Source organism: Streptomyces hebeiensis, assembly GCF_052983195.1.
In genome coordinates, this window is sequence record NZ_CM129812.1 from 992,656 (window position 1) to 1,011,262 (window position 18,607).

The 18,607-nt window shown below is 72.9% G+C and carries 14 protein-coding genes; 6 read left to right on the forward strand and 8 right to left on the reverse strand.

All coding sequences use genetic code 11. The features are described from left to right. Positions 1-20: 20 nt before the first annotated feature. The 4 genes from ACU6P3_RS04255 to ACU6P3_RS04270 form a co-directional block, all read right to left on the reverse strand. Positions 21-1,253, reverse strand: a complete 1,233-nt coding sequence (locus ACU6P3_RS04255) for an endonuclease/exonuclease/phosphatase family protein (protein ID WP_447195985.1) — start codon at positions 1,251-1,253, stop codon at positions 21-23. Positions 1,254-1,335: 82 nt separating this feature from the next. After that, on the reverse strand, positions 1,336-2,304 hold the full coding sequence (locus ACU6P3_RS04260; protein ID WP_447195986.1) for a threo-3-hydroxy-L-aspartate ammonia-lyase: 969 nt from the start codon (positions 2,302-2,304) through the stop codon (positions 1,336-1,338). Between the two features lie 61 nt (positions 2,305-2,365). Beyond that, the gene (locus tag ACU6P3_RS04265) at positions 2,366-3,532 is read right to left on the reverse strand and encodes an alanine racemase (protein WP_447195987.1); all 1,167 of its coding nucleotides are present in this window, start codon (positions 3,530-3,532) and stop codon (positions 2,366-2,368) included. Positions 3,533-3,593: 61 nt separating this feature from the next. Then, on the reverse strand, positions 3,594-4,247 hold the full coding sequence (locus ACU6P3_RS04270; protein WP_447197760.1) for a helix-turn-helix transcriptional regulator: 654 nt from the start codon (positions 4,245-4,247) through the stop codon (positions 3,594-3,596). Between the two features lie 243 nt (positions 4,248-4,490). On the opposite strand from ACU6P3_RS04270, the gene ACU6P3_RS04275 reads away from it, so the two are divergent. Then, a complete protein-coding gene (locus ACU6P3_RS04275) occupies positions 4,491-5,177 on the forward strand; it encodes a TetR family transcriptional regulator (RefSeq protein ID WP_447195988.1) in 687 nt (228 codons plus the stop codon). 71 nt (positions 5,178-5,248) lie between these two features. Here the strand turns inward: ACU6P3_RS04275 and car are convergent, their stop codons facing one another. Further along, complete coding sequence (car, locus tag ACU6P3_RS04280) at positions 5,249-8,779, reverse strand: carboxylic acid reductase (protein WP_447195989.1); 3,531 nt, start codon at positions 8,777-8,779, stop codon at positions 5,249-5,251. Between the two features lie 392 nt (positions 8,780-9,171). On the opposite strand from car, the gene ACU6P3_RS04285 reads away from it, so the two are divergent. The 4 genes from ACU6P3_RS04285 to ACU6P3_RS04300 all read left to right on the forward strand — a co-directional run bounded on the left by ACU6P3_RS04285 (position 9,172) and on the right by ACU6P3_RS04300 (position 13,597). Then, entirely contained in the window at positions 9,172-9,996 is an 825-nt protein-coding gene (locus ACU6P3_RS04285) for an LLM class F420-dependent oxidoreductase (protein ID WP_447195990.1), read from the forward strand. Positions 9,997-10,164: 168 nt separating this feature from the next. Further along, positions 10,165-10,593, forward strand: a complete 429-nt coding sequence (locus ACU6P3_RS04290) for a TIGR03668 family PPOX class F420-dependent oxidoreductase (protein ID WP_447195991.1) — start codon at positions 10,165-10,167, stop codon at positions 10,591-10,593. 372 nt (positions 10,594-10,965) lie between these two features. After that, entirely contained in the window at positions 10,966-13,077 is a 2,112-nt protein-coding gene (locus tag ACU6P3_RS04295) for a prolyl oligopeptidase family serine peptidase (protein WP_447195992.1), read from the forward strand. A 40-nt stretch (positions 13,078-13,117) separates the two neighbouring features. Further along, complete coding sequence (locus ACU6P3_RS04300) at positions 13,118-13,597, forward strand: Rieske (2Fe-2S) protein (RefSeq protein WP_447195993.1); 480 nt, start codon at positions 13,118-13,120, stop codon at positions 13,595-13,597. 351 nt (positions 13,598-13,948) lie between these two features. On the opposite strand, the gene ACU6P3_RS04305 is transcribed toward ACU6P3_RS04300, so the two are convergent. Then, entirely contained in the window at positions 13,949-15,280 is a 1,332-nt protein-coding gene (locus ACU6P3_RS04305; RefSeq protein WP_447195994.1) for an aminotransferase class I/II-fold pyridoxal phosphate-dependent enzyme, read from the reverse strand. Positions 15,281-15,315: 35 nt separating this feature from the next. Here ACU6P3_RS04305 and ACU6P3_RS04310 point away from each other — a divergent pair, with 35 nt between their 5' ends. Further along, the gene (locus tag ACU6P3_RS04310; RefSeq protein WP_447195995.1) at positions 15,316-16,110 is read left to right on the forward strand and encodes a pyridoxamine 5'-phosphate oxidase family protein; all 795 of its coding nucleotides are present in this window, start codon (positions 15,316-15,318) and stop codon (positions 16,108-16,110) included. Positions 16,111-16,293: 183 nt separating this feature from the next. Here the strand turns inward: ACU6P3_RS04310 and ACU6P3_RS04315 are convergent, their stop codons facing one another. Continuing rightward, positions 16,294-17,265, reverse strand: a complete 972-nt coding sequence (locus ACU6P3_RS04315) for a DMT family transporter (RefSeq protein ID WP_447195996.1) — start codon at positions 17,263-17,265, stop codon at positions 16,294-16,296. A 167-nt stretch (positions 17,266-17,432) separates the two neighbouring features. Continuing rightward, the gene (locus ACU6P3_RS04320; protein WP_447195997.1) at positions 17,433-18,578 is read right to left on the reverse strand and encodes an EamA family transporter; all 1,146 of its coding nucleotides are present in this window, start codon (positions 18,576-18,578) and stop codon (positions 17,433-17,435) included. Between the last annotated feature and the right edge of the window lie 29 nt (positions 18,579-18,607).

Below are 18,607 nucleotides of genomic sequence, written 5' to 3' on the forward strand. Positions count from 1 at the left end.
CCTCGATACGGCACGGGAGATCAGTTGGCGGGCAGGTGGATCGTGCCGTGGAGGGACCAGTGGTCCGAGGGACCGTGAGTGGCGGAGACCGCGCAGCTTTCGAAGGGGGCGTTCCGCGGGGCGAAGATGTGGTCGATCTTCATCGTCGCCGCGCCGGTCTCCTTGGCGGCGACCGCCGTCGCCGGGCCCGTGCGGGGGTTGCTCAGGTCGTTGAGCTGGGCGCACTCGCGGTACGACGCGTAGGCGTTCTCAAGGATGCCGCGGTTGCCGCCGTCCGGGCCGGTCGAGTCCGGCCCCACCGCGTTGAGGTCGCCGCCGAACACGGGGCGGTACCCGGTGGGCGCGGCGGCGGCGATGTCCAGGAGTTCGCCGGCCTGTTTCGACCGGGCGGTGCCCTTCGGGTCCTCATAGCCCTCTCCGGCGCTGAAGTGGGCCGTGCACACGTGCAGGGCTTGCGAGGGCAGGTCCGCGCAGAGGGCCGTGCGCTGCTCGGCCTTGGTCGTCTTCCCGTCTCTCACGAACGACGCGGGGGACGAGAGTGGGAAGCTCTGGTAGTAGGTGTTCGAGTCCGGTACGGCCAGTGCGACTCCATAGGCGCCGCGGTCGAGTCCGTCCGCCGTCGCACACGTCATGATGTTCAGGTCGGAGGCGGGGGCGGCGGCGGGAGCCGTGCGGTCGCCGCCGTTGCCCACCTGGCCCAGCGGCACCAGGGTGAACCGCTCCCAGCTGCCGACGGAGTCCGACCGGGCTCTGAGCATGTCCTTGTCGTCGCCCTGGGCATTCCTCTCGACGCTGACGTACTTGTTGTCGACCACCGACTTCAGGGCGATCCGCATCGGCCCGTCGGGCTCCCGGGACTCCACCACGAACTGCTGCCAGGACCCGATCACGCCGCCCCTGGCCCGCATCATCCCCTCGTGGCCGCCGGTCGCGCCGAGTTCCGATGTGGCGAAGAAGCCGGTCACCCGCGAGCGCAGGGCGATGTTCGCCCCGGCGTGGTTGGTGTGCAGTGTGAACCGCTCCCACGAACCCACCTTCGCGGCCGTCGCCCGCATCTTCCCGTTGTCGTCGGGATCGACGGAGACGTACAGGCCGTTGGCCTCGGCTCTCAGGGCGTACCTCATCCCGGCCGATGTGGCGACGTTCTCCGCGTCCGCCGATATCGTCGCCGCCCGAGCCGGTGTGGCGGGCAGGGGCGACAACCCCGTGGCCAGCGCCAGGACGAAGAGGAGAATCGTCGTTGTCCGACGCATGGCGCCTTCCCGCTCGTGGTGAACTCCGCTTGCGCCATGCGGATTTCACGTGTCGCCTACCGGTCGAACCGACCGGGGAGTATCAGCCGTTGATGAGTTCCGCGAACCGCTGGGCGTTGATGTTGCCGCCCGAGGCGATGATGCCGATTCTGCGCGGTGGGGTGTCCAGACGCCCGTTCATGAGGGCGGCCAGGCCCGTGGCGCCACTGGGTTCGAGGACGATCTTCAGCCGTTCAAAAGCGAAGCGCATGGCGTCGACGATTTCCCTGTCACTGACGAGAGCGACGGCATCGACCAGGCGCTGATTGATGGAGAAGGTGATCTCGCCGGGGGTGGGCACGGCCTGGCCGTCGGCGATGGTCCGGGGCACGGGGACGGTGACGCGTTCGCCGCCTTCCAGGGAGCGCTTGGTGTCGTCGCCCGCCTCGGGTTCGACACCGACGACCCTGATGCCGGGGTGGAGCGCCTTGGCGGTGACGGCGCTGCCCGCGATGAGACCGCCGCCGCCGACGGGTACGAGGAGGGTGTCGAGTTCGCCGGTCTCACCGAGGAGTTCGAGGGCCGCGGTGCCCTGTCCGGCGATGACGTCGGGATGGTCGTAGGGAGGGATGAGGGCCAGGCCGCGTTCCGCGGCGAGAGCCTCACCGAGGGCCGTGCGGTCCTGCGTGTAGCGGTCGTAGGTGACGACCTCCGCGCCGTAGCCGGCGGTCGCTTCCATCTTGGAACGGGGTACGTCCGCGGGCATGAGGATGACCGACGTAGTGCCCAGTTCGCGGGCGGCCAGGGCGATGGCCTGGGCGTGGTTGCCGGAGGAGTAGGCCGCGACGCCCTTGGCCAACTGCTCGGAGGGCAGCTGGGCGACGGCGTTGTAAGCGCCACGGAACTTGAAGGCGCCGACGCGCTGAAAGTTCTCGCACTTGATGAACACTTCCGCGCCGACCAGGGCGTTCAGAGTGCGGGAGGTGAGTACGGGGGTACGGCGGGCGATGCCGTCAAGACGTACGGCGGCCTCGCGGACGTCGTCGAACGACACGGGCGGTGCAACGGACACAGCGGATTCCTTCCGTCGGTGGGAAGTCGGGCCGGAAGCCTGCGCGGTGCTCGGACGGCGGTCACCAGCCGGTGACGCGCGGCCAGAAGGCTTCGATCGCGGGCGCGGGAGCGGTGCTGTTCGGGGAACTGTCGGTGACGTGGTAACCCTGGTGCTGGGCCGCGGTGGCGCAGGCGTGGTTGGGCAGAATACGCAGCCGGGTGCCGATGGGCAGGTCGGGCAGGTCGGCACCGGCGCGGGCGGTGAGGGTGCCGTGCTCCTGGCTCGCGGCGCTCATCACCAGATGGGGGATGAGGCGGCCGGCGAGGTCGGTGACCAGGCCGTAGCCCTGGTCCTCGGCCTGGGCGGCGGTGCCGCGGTCGCGGGACATGGCCATCCAGCCGCCGTCGGTGAGGATCCAGCCGTACTCGGGGCGGTGGCCGATGACCGTGACGACGACCGACAGGGCGAGGTCGTCGACGCCGCAGACGCCCAGCCCGGCCATGACCAGGTCGAAGAAGACGTAGTTGCCGGCGCGCAGTTCGGTGACGCCCGTGAGGTCCTCGGCGGCATGGGCGGTGGGAGTGGAGCCGACACTGACGGTGCGCACGGGCAGGCCGGCCGCGCGCAGCTTCTCGGCGGCGGCGACGGCGGTGCCGCGTTCGTTCTCCGCCGCCAGACGCCGCTCCTCTGCGCCGTAGGCGAAGTAGGACTCGCCCGCGTGGGTCAGGACGCCGTCCAGGCAGCCCGCCTCGTGCAGGATGTGCCCGATCTCGGTGAGCTCGGGGGTGTCGGACTTGAGGCCGCCGCGGTGGCCGTCGCAGTCGATCTCGATCTGCGCGGGGATGGCGATGGCGGCCGCGCGGGCGGTGTCCGCGACGAACTGTGCCTGCTCACGGCTGTCGAGGAGGACGCGCAGTGCGATCCCGCGGCGCAGGAGGGCGATGACGCGGGGAAGTTTGTGCGGGTCGATGCCCACGGCGTAGGTGATGTCGGTGTAGCCGCCGTCGGCGAAGGCTTCGGCTTCGGCGAGGGTGGAGACGGTCACGGGGCAGGGAGTGCCGTCGTGCAGGAGGGCGGCGACGCCGAGGCTCTTGGACGTCTTGACATGAGGGCGCAGGGTAACGCCGAGCCGATCGGCCCTGGCGGCCAGGCGGTTGATGTTGCGCCGGGCCTTGTGCGCGTCGACGACGGCGAAGGGGGTGTCGGGGTCGCTGAGCGTCTCAGCGGGGGCGGGGGTGGTGTTCACAGCGTGGCCCCCCTGTCGTCGCTCGTGGGGGCGAGTTCGCCGGCCCTCATTCGTGCCGCCCTCATTTCGTGTAGGTGTAGACGCTGGCCCGGGAGATCCCGAGGAGATCGGCGATCGTCTGCGCGGCGTTGCGGGATTCGAAGTAGCCGTCCTCGTACAACTTGCGCACCAGCGCTTTCTTGGCGTCTCGGGAAAGAGCGCGTGGAGTGGTGGAGCTCTCGGCGGCGGCCGCCTCGACCACCTCGCGCAGCACCCGCCGGTTCCGGTCGCCCAGCGTCTCCAGCGGCTCCTCCCGGTGGGCGGGATCGGTGGCGACGAGATTCGAGAGAGCGAGCGTCACCGGGGAAAGGGTCGACACGTCCAAATTGAGGCACAGAGCCGCGATGTAGTCGCCTGCGGCGTTCTTGATACCGATCGACGTGCTTTTCGCGGGCCGGCCGTCGGGAAACCGATTGGCGTAGTTCTGGACGACACCGGGGTAGTTCGGGTCCTTGACGCGAGCCAGTCCGAGTTCGGTCGCGGAGTCGCCGATCCTCCGGCCGGAGAGGTTGTTCTCGATCAGGCGGATCGCGTGCGCGGGATCCCGCAGATCGTGCAGCACCACCTCGCAGAGCCCGGGGAACATCCTCGCCAACGCGACCGCGATCTTCTCGGTCTCGGCGAGCAGGTGTTCGTCGTCCGCCGAGAACGAACGCGGCGCTCGCCGGGGCGGGATCCCGTCCGGCGCCGCGGAGCCCTCGTCGTCCGCTTCGCCGTCACCGACGTTCACTTCCCGCCCCTCCCTCACGGCCAATGGTGGGCGCCGCCCCGTCCGGCCCGCCATCCGCCCGTCGGACTTTCAATCCAGCACCGCACAGACACTCTATATATTTTCAGATTCTCCGTCCAGACACGCCCAGACCTGCGGGTACCCTGAGCGCGCGTCAAACGAACCGGTTCGGTTGACTATCCTGAGTCCATGACGGCTTCGAGCACCCCTGACTCCACACGCGAACGGATCGTCGGTGCGGCGAAGGCCGAGTTCTCGCGGTACGGGATCGCCGGCGCGCGGGTGGACCGGATCGCCCGCGAGGCCCGGACCAGCAAGGAACGGGTGTACGCGTACTTCCGCAGCAAGGAGGCGCTGTACGCGTTCGTGGCGGGCCGGGAGCTGGCCGAGGTGGTGGAGGCGACCCGGATGGACCCGGCCGATCTGCCGGGGTACGCGGGCCGGCTCTTCGACTACTTCACCGAGCACCCGGAGCGCTTCCGGCTGCTGTGCTGGGGGCGGCTGGAGCCGGCCGAGAGGCCGCTGCTCGACGGGGAGGCGCCGACCCGGACGGCCGTCCTGCTCAAGGTACGCCAGCTGCGGGAGGCTCAGGAGTCCGGGCAACTGGACCCGGCGTGGGACCCGGTCGACGTGCTCGCGCTGGTGACCCAGATCGCCACCGCCTGGCTCACCCAGACGGAGATGGCGGCGGCAGCGGCACAGCTGGCCCGGGACCCGGCCACGGCGGCCCGGCGCGCGGCCGTGGTGGAGAGCGTACGGCGGCTTTTCCCGCGCCCGGGCGCCACCGGGCCGGCCGACGGAACCGGCCTGACGACCGGAGCCGGGCGGGACACCACCGGCCTGGTGGCCGGGGCCGGGCGGGACACCACCGGCTGACGGCAACACCGCGGCCGGCGGCGGTACCGCCCGGGGCCGCGGTAACGTCCCCGGCGCGTCGGCGGACGGCGTCAGATCAGTTTGAGGGCCCGCAGGTCGGCGGCGTACTTGCCGATGAGGGACGCCGACAGGTGAGGGATGTCGGCGTCGGGCCCGACCCCGGCTTCCAGGACGGCGGCACGGAAGGCGTCGGCGGGCACGGCGGAACCGGCGACGGGTTCGGCGGGTTCCGCGAACGCGTGCAGCAGCGGCAGAAGCGAGTGCTGCCGCTGCTCCTGCGGCAGCGCACGCATCGCGGTCCCGAACCGGGCCAGCCACTCGTCGTAGTCGTCGATCCGCCGTACGGGGTGGCCGGCGTCGACGAGCCAGTCCACGAAGACGTCGAGGGAGACGCCGTCGTCGTGCGGGTTGAGGACGTTGTAGGTGCGGTGACCCTCGGTGGCGCGCTCGCCGAGGACGGCGACGGCCTCGGCGGTGAAGTCGACGGGCAGCCCCTCGTAGTGCGCGGGCCGGCGGACACCGCCGGGGCCTGCGCGGTAGAAGGAACCGGGCGCGATCCCGGTGGCGGCGAGGCTCAGCAGGAGGCGGGTGAACACGTCGGGGACGTTGAGCTGTCCGCCGTACCGGCTGTGCGCGAGGATCATGTCGGAGCGGAACGTCGCCACGGGCAGCCCGCACAGATCGTGCGCCTCGCGCAGCAGCACCTCACCGGCCCACTTGCTCGTGGCGTAGCCGCTCGCGTACGAGTCGTCGAGCCGGCGGACGGGACTGGCGACCCGGATGTCGGCCGACTCGTCGGGGGTGGCGGCCTGGGCGGCGATCACGCCGACGGTCGACAGATAGGTGAACCGCTTGACGCGCCGGGTCAGCGCCAGCCGGATCAGCTCGGCCGTGCCCACGACGTTGGGGCCGAACAGCTGCTCGTAGGGAAGGACGTGGTTGACCAGGGCGGCCGGGTGGACGATGAGGTCGACGGTGTCCGCGAGCCGGTTCCAGGTCGGACCGTCCAGACCGAGGTCCGGCTCGCCGATGTCACCGGCGAGGACCTCCAGCCGGTCCTCGGCCAGTTCCCCGAAGCGCGCGAGGAGTTCGGGGTCGCCGCTGTCGAACGCCTCGTACAGGCGCCGCCTCGCGACGGCCGCGTCCGAGCCCCGGACGACGCAGACGAGGGTGCCGCCGGTGCGCGCCAGCCGTTCCAGCCACTCCAGGCACAGGAACCGGCCGAGGTAGCCGTTCGCACCGGTCAGCAGCACGGTGCGGGCGGGACCCGCCACGTGCGGGAGCGACGGGGCGGCGGCGAGGGTCTCGGCGTCCACGAAGGCGTCCAGGGTGAGGTCGCGGGCGCGCACCTCGGTGGCTCCGGCCCCGTGCACCGTGGCGGGCGAGGGGCGCCGGTCGCCGGACGAGAGCGCCCGCTCGACGTGTTCCGCGAGACGCCGCAGGTCGTGGGCGGGGCTGATGACGACGCCCACCGGGACCTCGACGCCGAAGATCTCGCCGAGCAGCTGGGAGAACGACACCGCGGACAGCGAATCGCCGCCGAGGTCGGTGTAGCGCGCGGCGGGGTCCGCGGGGGTGCCCAGTACGGCCTGGGCGGCGCGGACCACGGTGTCGGCCACGGGACGGTCGTGTCCGGAGCGCCGGAGCGCCCGCAGTTCGTCGTTCTCGCGTGCGGCGAGGTCGGCGTAGAGGCGTTCCAGGCGCTCGCCGTAGCGTTCCGTGACGCGGGGCCGCAGCAGTTTGCGGATGTCGGAGAGCAGTCCGTTCTCGGTGCTGAACGGTTCGGTCTCGATCAGGAAGTCGCGGGGGATCTCGTAGGAGTTGAGCCCCGCCTCCTTGGCTGTCCCCCGTAAAGACGCGGCGATCCGCGCCTTCAGCTCCGCCGGGTCGCCTCCGGCCCGCTCGGCCGCCTCCGGCACGGGGACGACCACCGCGAGCAGATAGGCGCGTTCGCTGCTGCCGTGGACGAAGATCTGCCGCACCAGCGGGCTGCCGGCGAAGACGGCCTCCAGGCGGGAGACGGCGACGAACTCGCCCTGGGAGAGCTTGAGCACGTTGTTGCGGCGGTCGACGTAGAAGAGTTCGTCGGGGCCCCTCTCCGCGAAGATGTCGCCGGTGCGGTAGTAGCCGTCCTCGTCGACGAGGCCCGCCATCACGTCGGGCCGCTTGTAGTAGCCGGGGATGAGGGCGTCGGTACGGATGAGGAGTTCGCCGCGCGGGTGCGGAAGGTCGCTGCGGAAGTAGCCCAGTTCGGGTACGTCGACGAGTCGGTAGTCGCGTACCGCCGGGCGGATCGGCCGGTGGTCGGCGAGCATGCCGCCCGCCTCGGTGGAACCGTATCCGTCGTGCAGCGGAACGTCCACGCAGGAGGCGACGAAGTCCGTCATCTCGTCGGACAACGGCGCTCCACCGCTGCCGATCCACAGCAGCCGTCCGCCGAGGGACCTTTCGCCGAGCTCCCTCTTGACCTCGGTTTCGAGGACCGCGGGGTCGCCGCCGGCGGCCGTCCTGCGGTCGAGTTCTCTGCGGTAGTGCTGGAGGAGCATGTCGCACACCCTCGGTACCAGCAGCAGGTCGGTGGGGCGCACGAGTCCCAGGTCCTCGAAGAGGGTGGACAGGTCGCTGCGGGCAGTGAAGCAGACGGTGCCGCCGCTCCCGAGGACGGTGTACAGCGTGGCCCGTCCGGCGAGATGACTCATCGGCATGTAGCTGAGCATGATGAGCGGCAGACTGGACTTCCCGGGCCAGAACCCGTGCCACATCCGGCCCACCAGGCGCTCGGTGTACATCGCGCCTTTGGGCGTGCCGGTGCTGCCCGAGGTGTAGAGGAGCAGGGCGAGCCGGTCGGTGTCCGTGCCGCCCTCGAACTCGGGGGCCGGCGGCAGGCCCCGACCCCGGTCGAGAACATCGGCCAGCGACTCCAGGACGACCGTGCTGCCCGCGTCGGTCAACCGCCGGCGGGCCGCCTCGAAGCGCTCGCGTTCGTCGTCGGCCTCCGGACGGTGGTCGAAGACGATGAGGCGGCCCACGGATCCGCTGTCCAGGGCGCAGTCCACGGCGGTGTCGAGGAACTCGACACCGGCTGCCAGGACGCGCGGCCCGGTCTCCGCGATGACCGGCCCCAGCCGGGCGGCCGACGCGCTGGACTGGAGGGGCACGCAGACGGCACCGAGCCGGGCGCAGGTCAGGTCGACGGTGACGAAGTCGGTGCTGGTGAAGCCGAGGACGGCGATGAACTCGTCCACCCGCAGGGGTTGCCGGGGGTCGTGGTGCAGATCGGCCGCGAGCGCCTCGACCCGGGACCACAGTTGTGCGTAGGTGATCGTGTCGAAGTGCGGCAGCAGCCGGTACTCCGCCCGGCCGGTCGCCGGGTCCCGGATCAGTTCCCGGGCCCGCTCACCCAGCGCGGGGCGGTCCGCGTACCCCTCCATCGCGGTCGCGATGATCTTATTCAGGGTGAGGCCCGGCCGCCCGATCGCCTCGTCGACCGCGGGCAGCGGCAGGGCGTCGCGCACCTGGGGGTCGTGGGCTCGGAGTTCGGCGATACGACGGTCCGTACGGTCGTCGGGGCCCGGGAACCAGGACTGTGGTTCGGTCGCCATGGTCAGCCTTTCGTGAGTCACGAGCACGCACGTCACCCGACGGCGGTGGTCCCGACACCGCACGCCGGGCTTGACGCGCAGGTCAATCAGCAGAGAGCGCGCCTCTCCCGATCACCGGCCCCGACGGGCAAGGAACCCGCTCCGTACGACGACGGGGAGCCACACGCCGCCTGCATCCTGTCCGGCGCGACAGGCGACCAAACGGTTCGGTTTGAGATTTGGCGCACCATGGGGCGCTGGGCGCACATGACGGACTGGGTGCCGCGCGGCGGGGTGGTTCTCGCGGGCGACCGGGGATCGGGAGCGCCGGAGCGGGTAGTCGACACACCTGTGCCACCCGTCACAACGGGGCCACCCGTCCGATCCCGTACTCGACCCTCGACGGAGCCGTCGTGAAAATCGGAGTCTCGACCTTCATCACCGACCAGGGCATCGGCCCGGTTCCCCTGGGGATCGCGCTCGAGGAGCGCTCGTTCGATTCCCTCTTCATCGCCGAGCACACCCACATCCCCGCCGACCGCCAGTCGCCCTATCCGGGCGGCGGCGAGCTGCCGGAGATCTACTACCGCACGCTGGACCCCTTCGTCTCCCTGACCGCGATCGGTGTGGTGACCGAGCGGCTGCTGCTCGGCACCGGCATCGCGCTGATCCCGGAGCGCGACCCGATCGTCACGGCGAAGGAGGTGGCCTCGCTGGACCTGGTCTCCGGCGGACGGGTGATCTTCGGTATCGGTGTCGGCTGGAACCGCGAGGAGATGAGGAACCACGGCACCGACCCCGCCACCCGCGGCCGGCTCACCGACGAACGGCTGCTGGCCATGCGGGAGCTGTGGACCGCGGAGAGGGCCGAGTTCCACGGCGAGTTCGTGAACTTCGACCCGGTCTACGCCTGGCCCAAGCCGGTGCAGCGCCCCCACCCGCCGATCTACGTCGGCGGCGGCGAGGGCGCGTTCCGGCGGGTGGCGCGGCTCGGGGACGCGTGGCTGGCCAACAGCGTGCCACCGGAGGAACTCGGCCCGCAGATCGAGCGGCTGCGTGCACTCGCCGACCGCGAGGTGCCGGTGACGGTGTACGCGGCTCCCGATGCCCCGGAGCAGATCGAGGGCTACCTCCGGCTGGGGGTCGAGCGAGTGTCGTTCTACCTGCCGACGATGCCGGAACGGGAGACGCTGAAGCACTTGGACCGGCTGGCCGAGCTCGCCGCCCGGTACCGCTGAGACGGGAAGGGCGATGTCCGAAGAGCGCGGGGGGACGGGAGCGGTCGGGGCGGCCCGAACGGCCCGCACGGTCGGGGCAGTCGGGGCAGTCGGGGCAGTCGGGGCAGTCGGGGCAGTCGGGGCAGTCGGGGCAGTCGGGGCAGTCGGGGCAGTCGGGGACAGGGTGCGATGCCCGCTCTGACGAGCGCCGAGGCACGGGAGCGGTTCGCCGCGGCGCGCGTCGCCCATCTCGCGACGGCCGACGCCGCGGCCCGCCCGCACCTGGTGCCGGTGGTGTTCGCCCTGGAGGGCGACACGGTCGTGCTGGCCGTGGACCACAAACCGAAGCGGACGACGCGGTTGAAACGACTGGCCAACATCGCCGAGAACCCGGCGGTCTGTCTGCTCGTCGACCACTACGAGGAGGACTGGGACCGTCTGTGGTGGGTCCGGGCCGACGGTGAGGCGCGTGTGCACCCGCCACCGGACGGGGCACCCGATGCCGCCCGCCGCCTCCGCCCGCTCACGGCGAAGTACCGGCAGTACGCCGACCGGCCGCCCGACGGACCGGTCGTCGAGGTCGCCGTGGCGCGCTGGAGCGGATGGCACGCGACCTGACGCGTCACCGAGCGGCTCACGGCGGCTCACTCACCCTCCGTCTCCCGGGGACGGTAAGATGCCGTGCGGCCCGTCGGCCGAGGAGAGCCGCCCATCGCGCCGTGCGGCGTGCCGAGGGCGTGAACGTGAAGGCGTGAACCTCCAGGCGCGAGCCCAGCACACGCGCCCACCTGCCCGGACGAACTCGGCCTCCCGCACGGCCTTTCCCCGGAGGGCCACCGGACGAGCCGCCCCCGGTCCCGCCGCCCTCGCCTCCGGCTTTCCGACGCACGCGCGTTGCCGCGTCCTCACCGAATCCGGCGCACACACCCGTGCCCGGATCCCGTACCCGACCCAACCGGACCCGACCGGACCCGAAAGAGCGTGATGCCCATGGAAACCACCGCCTTCCCACGGCAGTTCGCCCGCACGCGGCGCTTCTCGCTCGGAGCGCCGCGGCGGTTCACCGTCTCCCCCGACGGCGACCGCGTCCTGTTCCTGCGGTCCGCGTCCGGCTCCGATCCGCGTGCCCTGCTGTGGCTGTACGAGCACGGCGAGGAACGCCTCCTCGCCGGCGGGACGGCCGACGCGGAGGAGAAGGGCGCGGGAGTCGGGGGTTACGCGGCCGACCGCGACGTGCGCCTCGTCGCGTACACCGTGGACGGCGCGCTGGAGCTCGTGACGACGGACGGCGGCGCGCCGTGGCGGGTGCCCACGCCCGGTCCGGTGACCGACCCGCGTCCCTCCCCCGACGGCGACCACGTCGCGTATGTCACCGGAGGCGCCCTGCGGGTCGTCCGGGCGGACGGCTCCGACGACCGGCCGCTCGCCGTACCGGAGACTTCCGATGTGACGTACGGTCTGCCCGACCATGTCGCCGTCGAGTCCATCGGCAGAACCCGGGCCTTCTGGTGGTCGCCCGACGGCACCGCGCTGCTGGTGGCGCGGGTGGACACGTCGAAAGTGCGGCGCTGGTACCTCGGCGACCCGTCGGACCCGGCCGCACCGCCGCGGACGATCCGCTATCCGGTGGCCGGCACCGTCAACGCCGAGACCTCGTTGCACATACTCGGGCTGACCGGCGGCCGCACGCCGGTACGACTGCCCCGGCAGGCATCCGGGACACCCGCGGGCCCCGGCTCCCCCGGTCCGGCCGCCGTCTGGCGGGACCCCGCTTTCGACTACGTAGTCGCCGCCGGCTGGGACGCCTTCGGCCCGCTGATCAGCCTCCAGACGCGCGACCAGCGCACGGTGTGGGTCGTCGGCGCCGATCCGACGACCGGTGAGGTCGGTCTCCTGGCCCGGCGGACCGACCCGTACTGGGTGTCCGTCCCGTGCGGCGCCCCGCTGCGCACCGCGACCGGCACACCGGTCCTGCCCGGGGTGCGGGGCGACGACCCCACGCTGTGGATCGGCGACACCCCGGCCCCGGCCGGCACGGAGGTCCGCGCGGTCCTCGGGGCCGTGGGCGAGCGGGTGTTCTTCGAGGCGACGGCGGTCGACGAGCCGACGGAGACCCACGTGTGGTCGTACGCACCGGGACGTGGCTTCGAGCGGGTGACGTCCGCCCCCGGGGTGCACACGGCCGCCGTCGGGGGTGACACGGTCGTGCTGGACAGCAGGACGCCGGACGGACAGACGGTCACGGTCGTGCGCGGCGGCACGGAGACCGGCCGGATCGAGGTCCTCACCGAGGAACCGCTGGTGACTCCGTGCCCGGTCCCCCTTGTCCTGGGGGACCGGCGGCTGCGCGCACAGCTCCATCTGCCGTCCTGGCACGAGCCCGGCGCGGGCAGGCTGCCCGTGCTGCTCAGCCCGTACGCGGGCCCAGGCATGCAGGTGGTGACCGAGGCGCGCGCCTGGCACACCGCCGTCCGGCAGTGGTTCGCCGAGCAGGGTTTCGCGGTACTGGTCACGGACGGGCGCGGTACCCCCGGGCGGGGACTGGAGTGGCAGCGGGCCATCGCCGGCGACCGGCTGACGCCCGTCCTGACCGACCAGATCGACGCGCTGCACGCCGCGGCGGCACACCATCCCGACCTGGACCTGGACCGCGTGGCCATCAGGGGCTGGTCGTTCAGCGGCTATCTGGCCGCGGCGGCCGTGCTGCACCGGCCCGACGTGTTCCACGCGGCCGTCGCGGGGGCCCCGCCGACCGACCGCCGGGTGTACGACACGTACTGGGAGGAGCGTTTCCTCGGCCACCCCGGCATCACGCCCGAGGCGTACGAGCGCTCCTCGCTGCTGTCCCACGCCCACCGGCTGACCCGGCCGCTGCTGTTGGTCCACGGGCTCGCCGACGACAACGTGGTCCCGGCCCACACGCTGCGTCTGTCGGCGGCGCTGCTCGCCGCGGGCCGGCCGCACACCGTCCTGCCGCTGCCCGGTACGGGGCACCTCGTCGCCCGGCCGGGGGTGGCGGACACCCTGTTGCTGCGTGAACTCGATTTCCTGGAAAAAGCGTTGGCGCCTGAACGGTCCGGCGCCACGCCGCGTACTCCCTGACGAACCCGGCCGTCCGAGAGCCGGGGGAACGGAGCTGGGAATGACGTCATCGCAGGGCATCCCCCGGATCGCGGCCCCCAGGACCGTGGGCCGCAGAACCGTGGTCGCCGCGGCCGGTGCGATGGGGCTGAGCACGGCGCTGGCCGCGTGCGGCGGCGAGCCGGACGCGGCGGGCGGTTCGGACGGCGCGGGCGACGCGGCGGCGTCCGGCGGCGCGGCGGGCGGGGCGGCGGGTGCCGTCCTCGCGAAGACCGCCGACATCCCGGAAGGCGGCGGCAAGGTCTTCGAGGACAAGGGTGTGGTGGTCACCCAGCCGACGGCGGGCGAGTTCAAGGCGTTCTCGTCGAAGTGCACCCACACGGGCTGCGCCGTGAAGGACATCAGCGACGGCACGATCCACTGCCCCTGCCACGGCAGCCGGTTCAGCGCGGCGGACGGCAGTGTGCAGGCCGGCCCCGCGACCAAGCCGCTGCCCGCGGCCTCGATCAAGGTCGACGGCGACTCGATCACCCTGGCGTGAGCGGGAGCGCGAAACTCCTTGTGCCGTAGGGCGGTTGCCGAGTCGGTCCGGGAGTGACCCGGCGGAGCGGGCGGTCGACAGCTGGCAGACTTCACTTTTCGTCGGCAGCGGGTGAAGTCTGTCAGCCGTCGACCGCCCGCTCCGCCGTACCCGGAGCGCCGGGCGTGGTCCACGGTGCCCGGATCGACGGCCGATGCATGACGGCCGGTGTGGGCGGCGGCCCGGGGCGGTGTACTGGTGCAGCGCCCGGCCGAGGGCCGCGTTCACCCGGTCGCGGGCCCTGGACACGCACGTCGGCGCGTCGTAGCCGCACGACCTGACGGGCCGTGGTCGCGCACGGGTCGCGAGCCGTCAGCCGTAACTGCGCGCCGGCCCCGGCCCCGCCGCCGAGGCCAGCGCGTCGGCGACCGGACCGATGTCCTCGGGCGACAGCCCCGAGACCGTGAGCCGCACCCCCGCCGGGGCGGCCATGCGGAAGCGCGCGCCGGGCGCCACCACCCACCCTGCGCGGAGCAGCCGCGCCACGGCGCTGGTCTCGTCCGCGACCGGCACCCAGACGTTCATCCCGCTGCGGCCGTGCGCGCGCACTCCCCGTTCGGCGAGCGCCGCGACAAGCGCGTCGCGCCGTTCCCCGTACGACCGCGCGACGGCCGCCGTGTCCACGGCCCCCGAGGTCCACAGTTCGACGACCGCGCGCTGGAGGAGCCGGCTGACCCAGCCGGGGCCGAGGGCCTGACGGCCCGTCACCCGGTCCACCGTCACCGCGTCGCCGGTGAGCACGGCCACCCGCAGATCAGGCCCGTACGCCTTGGCCGTGGAACGTACGAACGCCCAGTGGTCCGTACGGCCTGCGAGCGGGTACGTCGGCAGGTCCACGATGCGGTGCCCGTGATCGTCCTCGATGAGCAGGACGTCGGGGTGGGCGGCCAGCAGGGCGCGCAGCCGCTCGGCACGGGCGGCTCCGATCGACGCGCCCGTGGGATTCTGGGCCCGGCAGGTGACGACGACCGCCCGGACGCCCGACCGCAGCACGCGTTCGAGGTCGCCCGGAAGCGGACCGTCGTCGTCCACGCCGATCGGTACGGGGCGCAGCCCCAGCGCGGGAACGAGGTCCAGCAGCGCGCCCCAGCCGGGATCCTCCAGCGCGACCGCGTCACCCGGACGCAGATGCGCGGCCAGGGTGCGCTCCATCGCGTCGAGCGAACCGGAGGTCACGGCGATCGGCCCGGCGGGCACCCCGTCCGCGTCCAGAGCGGCCCGGGCCAGCCGCGCCAGTTCCGCGTCGACGGGCGCCTGGCCGTAGAGGCCGGGCCGCTCGGCGTTGCGGCGCGCCGCCGCCGCGAGGGCGTCGTGCAGCGGCGGCAGCAGCGCGGGGTCGGGATTGCCCTCCGACACGTCCCGGACGCCCGGCGGTGGCTCGACCCGGATCGAGCCGCGCGGGGTACTGGCGGGCCGGGGGCGCACCCGGCTGCCCCGACGGCCCGCCGTCTCGATGACACCGCGCTCGCGCAGAGTGCGGTAGGCGGCGGCGACGGTATTGGGATTGACGCCGAGGGTCGCCGCCAGCTCTCGCATGGGTGGCAGCAGTTGGCCTGGCGACAGCTCCCCCGCGCCGACCGCGCGCTCCACGCTCGCCGCGATCTCCGTCGCGCGCCGGCCCGTGATCCGATACTCTCCTAGCACAAACAATATTATGCACTAGTGCAAAGGAGTCCGCAATGACACCGCCCGACACGCCAGGCTCTGGGACATCCGTGCCGCTGACGCCCACGGCCGAGCCGGAACAGTCCGCGCGAGCCGGGTACCGGCCCACCGCGCGCACCGTCCCCACCCGCGCCAGGCAGCGGGCCTCGTACGACCGGGAGCTGGTGCACCGGATCCTGGACGAGGCGTACGTCTGCCATCTCGGCTTCGTCCGCGACGGCGCGCCGGTCGTCCTGCCGACGCTCTACGGCCGGGTGGGCGAGCGGTTGTACGTCCATGGCTCGACCGGCTCACGCCCTCTGCGCATGGCGGGCCGGAAGGAGGGCGGGGCGGCCGAGGGCGCGGGGGCGTCGGCGACCGGCGATACGGAAGCGGCCGACGGGACGGGCCCGGGACTGCCCGTCTGTCTGACCGTCACGCATGTCGACGCTCTGGTGCTGGCGCGCTCCGCCTTCCACCACTCGCTCAACTACCGCTCGGTCGTCGTGCACGGCGTCGCCCGCCAGGTGGCCGACCCGCGGGAACGGCGCACCGCGTTGGACGCGATCGTCGATCAGGCGGTGCCCGGCCGCTCCCGGGACTCGCGCCCCGCCGACGCCCGGGAACTGGCCGCCACCGCCGTGCTCGCCCTCGATCTCGACGAGGTCTCCGCCAAGGTCCGCACCGGGGGCCCCAACGACGAGCCGGCCGACCTGACGCTCCCGTACTGGGCCGGAGTCGTCCCCTTGACACGCGGCTACGGTTCCCCCGTACCGGCCGAGGACCTGGACCGGGCCGTCGCCGTGCCGGACTATCTCGCCTCACTCTGAGAAGCCGTGTCCGGCGGACCCGGCGGGCCTTAGGCGCACACCCGGCGGCCCGGCGGCCTTCCGCGCGACGACCTCACGCGCCGCCCGGCGGCCGGGCGGCCGGGCGGCCCCGTCACGCGGGCACGTCGCCACAGCCGGCCGGGGCTTCGCGGCGGTCCGCCAAGCCCCGCCTCTCCCGGCCCGCTACACCTCGCCGGCCGTGACCGCCACCCGCCTCCTCGCCGCTCCCCGGGCCTCGTCCAGGGCCAGCCCGAGCACCGCGACGAGCAGCAGGGACGTACCCGTCACGGTGGGGAGGGTCAGCCGCTCACCGAACAGCGTGACCGCGATCAGCGCCGCGCTCACCGGTTCCAGCAGCATGATCACGGATACCGTCGCGGACCGGATGACGGCGGCGCCCGCGAAGTACAGCGCGTAGGCGAGGGCGGTGGGCACGGCCGCCACGTAGACCAGCAACCACCCCACCTGCACGGGCTGGGCGGTGTGCGGCAGCAGTCCCTCGACGGCGCCGAGCGGCAGCAGCACCACACTGCCGATGCCGAACGCCCAGGCGGTCGTGGTCATCGCGTCGGCCCCGCCGCCCGCACGTCCCAGCCACCGGGTGAGCAGAGTCATCCCGGCGTATCCGGCCGCCGACAGGACCGCGAGCGCGACGCCGGCGGGCCGAACGGTGGCCCCCGTCCCGCCCATCACCAGGACGACCAGCCCGGCGAGCGCGCCGGCCACGGCGAGCAGGCCGCCGCCGCCGAGCCGTTCGCCCCAGGCGACCCGCGCGCCGAGGGCGATGAGGACGGGCCCGGCGCCGAGGGTGACCACCGTGCCGACCACCAGGCCGGTCACCTCGACGGACGCGAAAAAGGCGCTCTGGAATACCGCGAGTCCGACGCCGCTGCCCAGGACGCGCACCAGCCGTCGCCCGCGCGGCTCCTTGGGGGCGGATTCGCGCCGCGGGCGCATCGCGAGCACGCCGAGCAGCAGCACGAGTCCGCCGACGCACCGCCAGAAGGAAAGGGCCAGGGGACCGAGGTCACTGATCCGGTAGACAAGCGAGGCAGCGGCGCCGGCGGTTCCCCAGGCGACGCCGGCGACGGCGAGGAAGAACAGGTTCCGGCCGACGGGCAGGCCGGTGGCGGAAGGGAACGAGGGGGTGGACACGTGAGGTCTCCGTACGACGAACGGGTGGATGGCCGCTGGGTTCCGTCACGCGGGCAGCGACGAACCGCTCGGGGCGGAGAAGTGCCCGAGCCCGGTCTTCGTCGGCGGAGAGCCGCCCGCGCTATGCGGCGGGCGGCGAAAGTACGTTCATACGCATGCGCGGTACCTTATGGGCCGGGACGCTCCTCGGACAACGGCACCCGATCGCCCCCCGCGTGGGCCACGCCACCCACCTCGGGCACACCACTCGCTTCGGCTCCCCCGCCGATCGCCACGGCGTCCTTTCCCGGTCCGCCGGCCACCGGCCCCGACGGGGCCTTCGGTGTCGTGGACTGGGCGATGAACGCGCCGGTCAGCACGAGAGCGCCGCCGAGGATCTGCGGCAGCGCGAGGTGCTCCCGCAGCAGCACCCAGGCCAGTACGGTCGCCACCACCGCCTCCAGGCAGGCCACGACGCCCGCCACCTGGGGCGAGAGCCCGCGTACGGCGAGCACGCCCGTCGTGTAGGCGAGCACGGTGGCGACCAGCACCACCCAGCCCAGCAGCAGGAGCGCCGGCACGCGCGAGGCGCCCAGGTCGACGTCGCCGCCGAGCACCGAGCGGTCCATGCCCCAGGGGCGGGCCACGACGGTCAGGACGACGGCTCCGACGAGCAGGCCGTACGCGACCACACCCATCGGATGTGCGGGCTCGGGCCGCTGCGTCGGCTCGGCCCGTTCCGCCTCCTCCGCCCGCTCGGTCCGCCGCGCCCGCTCCCCGGTGCCCCCGGCCGCCTCCCGCGCCCCGCCACTGCCGCCGTGGTCGGCCAGCAGGAAGTAGCTGACCTGGCAGAAGGCGGCGCCGAGTGCGAGCAGGACACCCCAGGGGTCGAAGCCGAGCCCCGACCAGACCTCGACCACGCAGGCGAGTCCGCCGACCGCCAGAACGACCCCGACCGCCGCGGCGCGGGTCACGGGCCGGCGCTGGACGAAGCGCACCCAGAGCAGCACGAGCGCCGGGCCGAGATACTCGATGAGCAGCGCGACCCCCACCGGGATACGCGCCACGGCCGCGAAGTAACAGGCTTGCACGCCCGCCACGGCGAACAGGCCGAATCCGGCGAGGAGGGTGGGGCTGCGGCGCAGCAGCGCACGGTGGCGCCAGGCCACGGGCAGCATCACGACGGCCGCGCCGGTGACCCGGAGCCAGACCACGTGCAGCGGGTCCAGCCCCGCTTCGATCAGCGGCTTGGCCGCGACACCCGAACCTCCGAACGCGAACGCCGATGCCAGGGCGAGCCCCAGGCCGACGCTCCTCCCCTGTCGCGCGTGCATGCCGCCATCATGACAGCTGAGTACAGGAG

Coding starts and splice junctions, on each gene's coding strand:
- ACU6P3_RS04255 (WP_447195985.1), bottom strand. CDS start 1,253: ATGCGTCGGACAACGACGATTCTCCTCTTCGTCCTGGCGCTGGCCACG.
- ACU6P3_RS04275 (WP_447195988.1), top strand. CDS start 4,491: ATGACGGCTTCGAGCACCCCTGACTCCACACGCGAACGGATCGTCGGT.
- car (WP_447195989.1), bottom strand. CDS start 8,779: ATGGCGACCGAACCACAGTCCTGGTTCCCGGGCCCCGACGACCGTACG.
- ACU6P3_RS04290 (WP_447195991.1), top strand. CDS start 10,165: ATGCCCGCTCTGACGAGCGCCGAGGCACGGGAGCGGTTCGCCGCGGCG.
- ACU6P3_RS04295 (WP_447195992.1), top strand. CDS start 10,966: ATGGAAACCACCGCCTTCCCACGGCAGTTCGCCCGCACGCGGCGCTTC.
- ACU6P3_RS04300 (WP_447195993.1), top strand. CDS start 13,118: ATGACGTCATCGCAGGGCATCCCCCGGATCGCGGCCCCCAGGACCGTG.
- ACU6P3_RS04310 (WP_447195995.1), top strand. CDS start 15,316: ATGACACCGCCCGACACGCCAGGCTCTGGGACATCCGTGCCGCTGACG.
- ACU6P3_RS04320 (WP_447195997.1), bottom strand. CDS start 18,578: ATGCACGCGCGACAGGGGAGGAGCGTCGGCCTGGGGCTCGCCCTGGCA.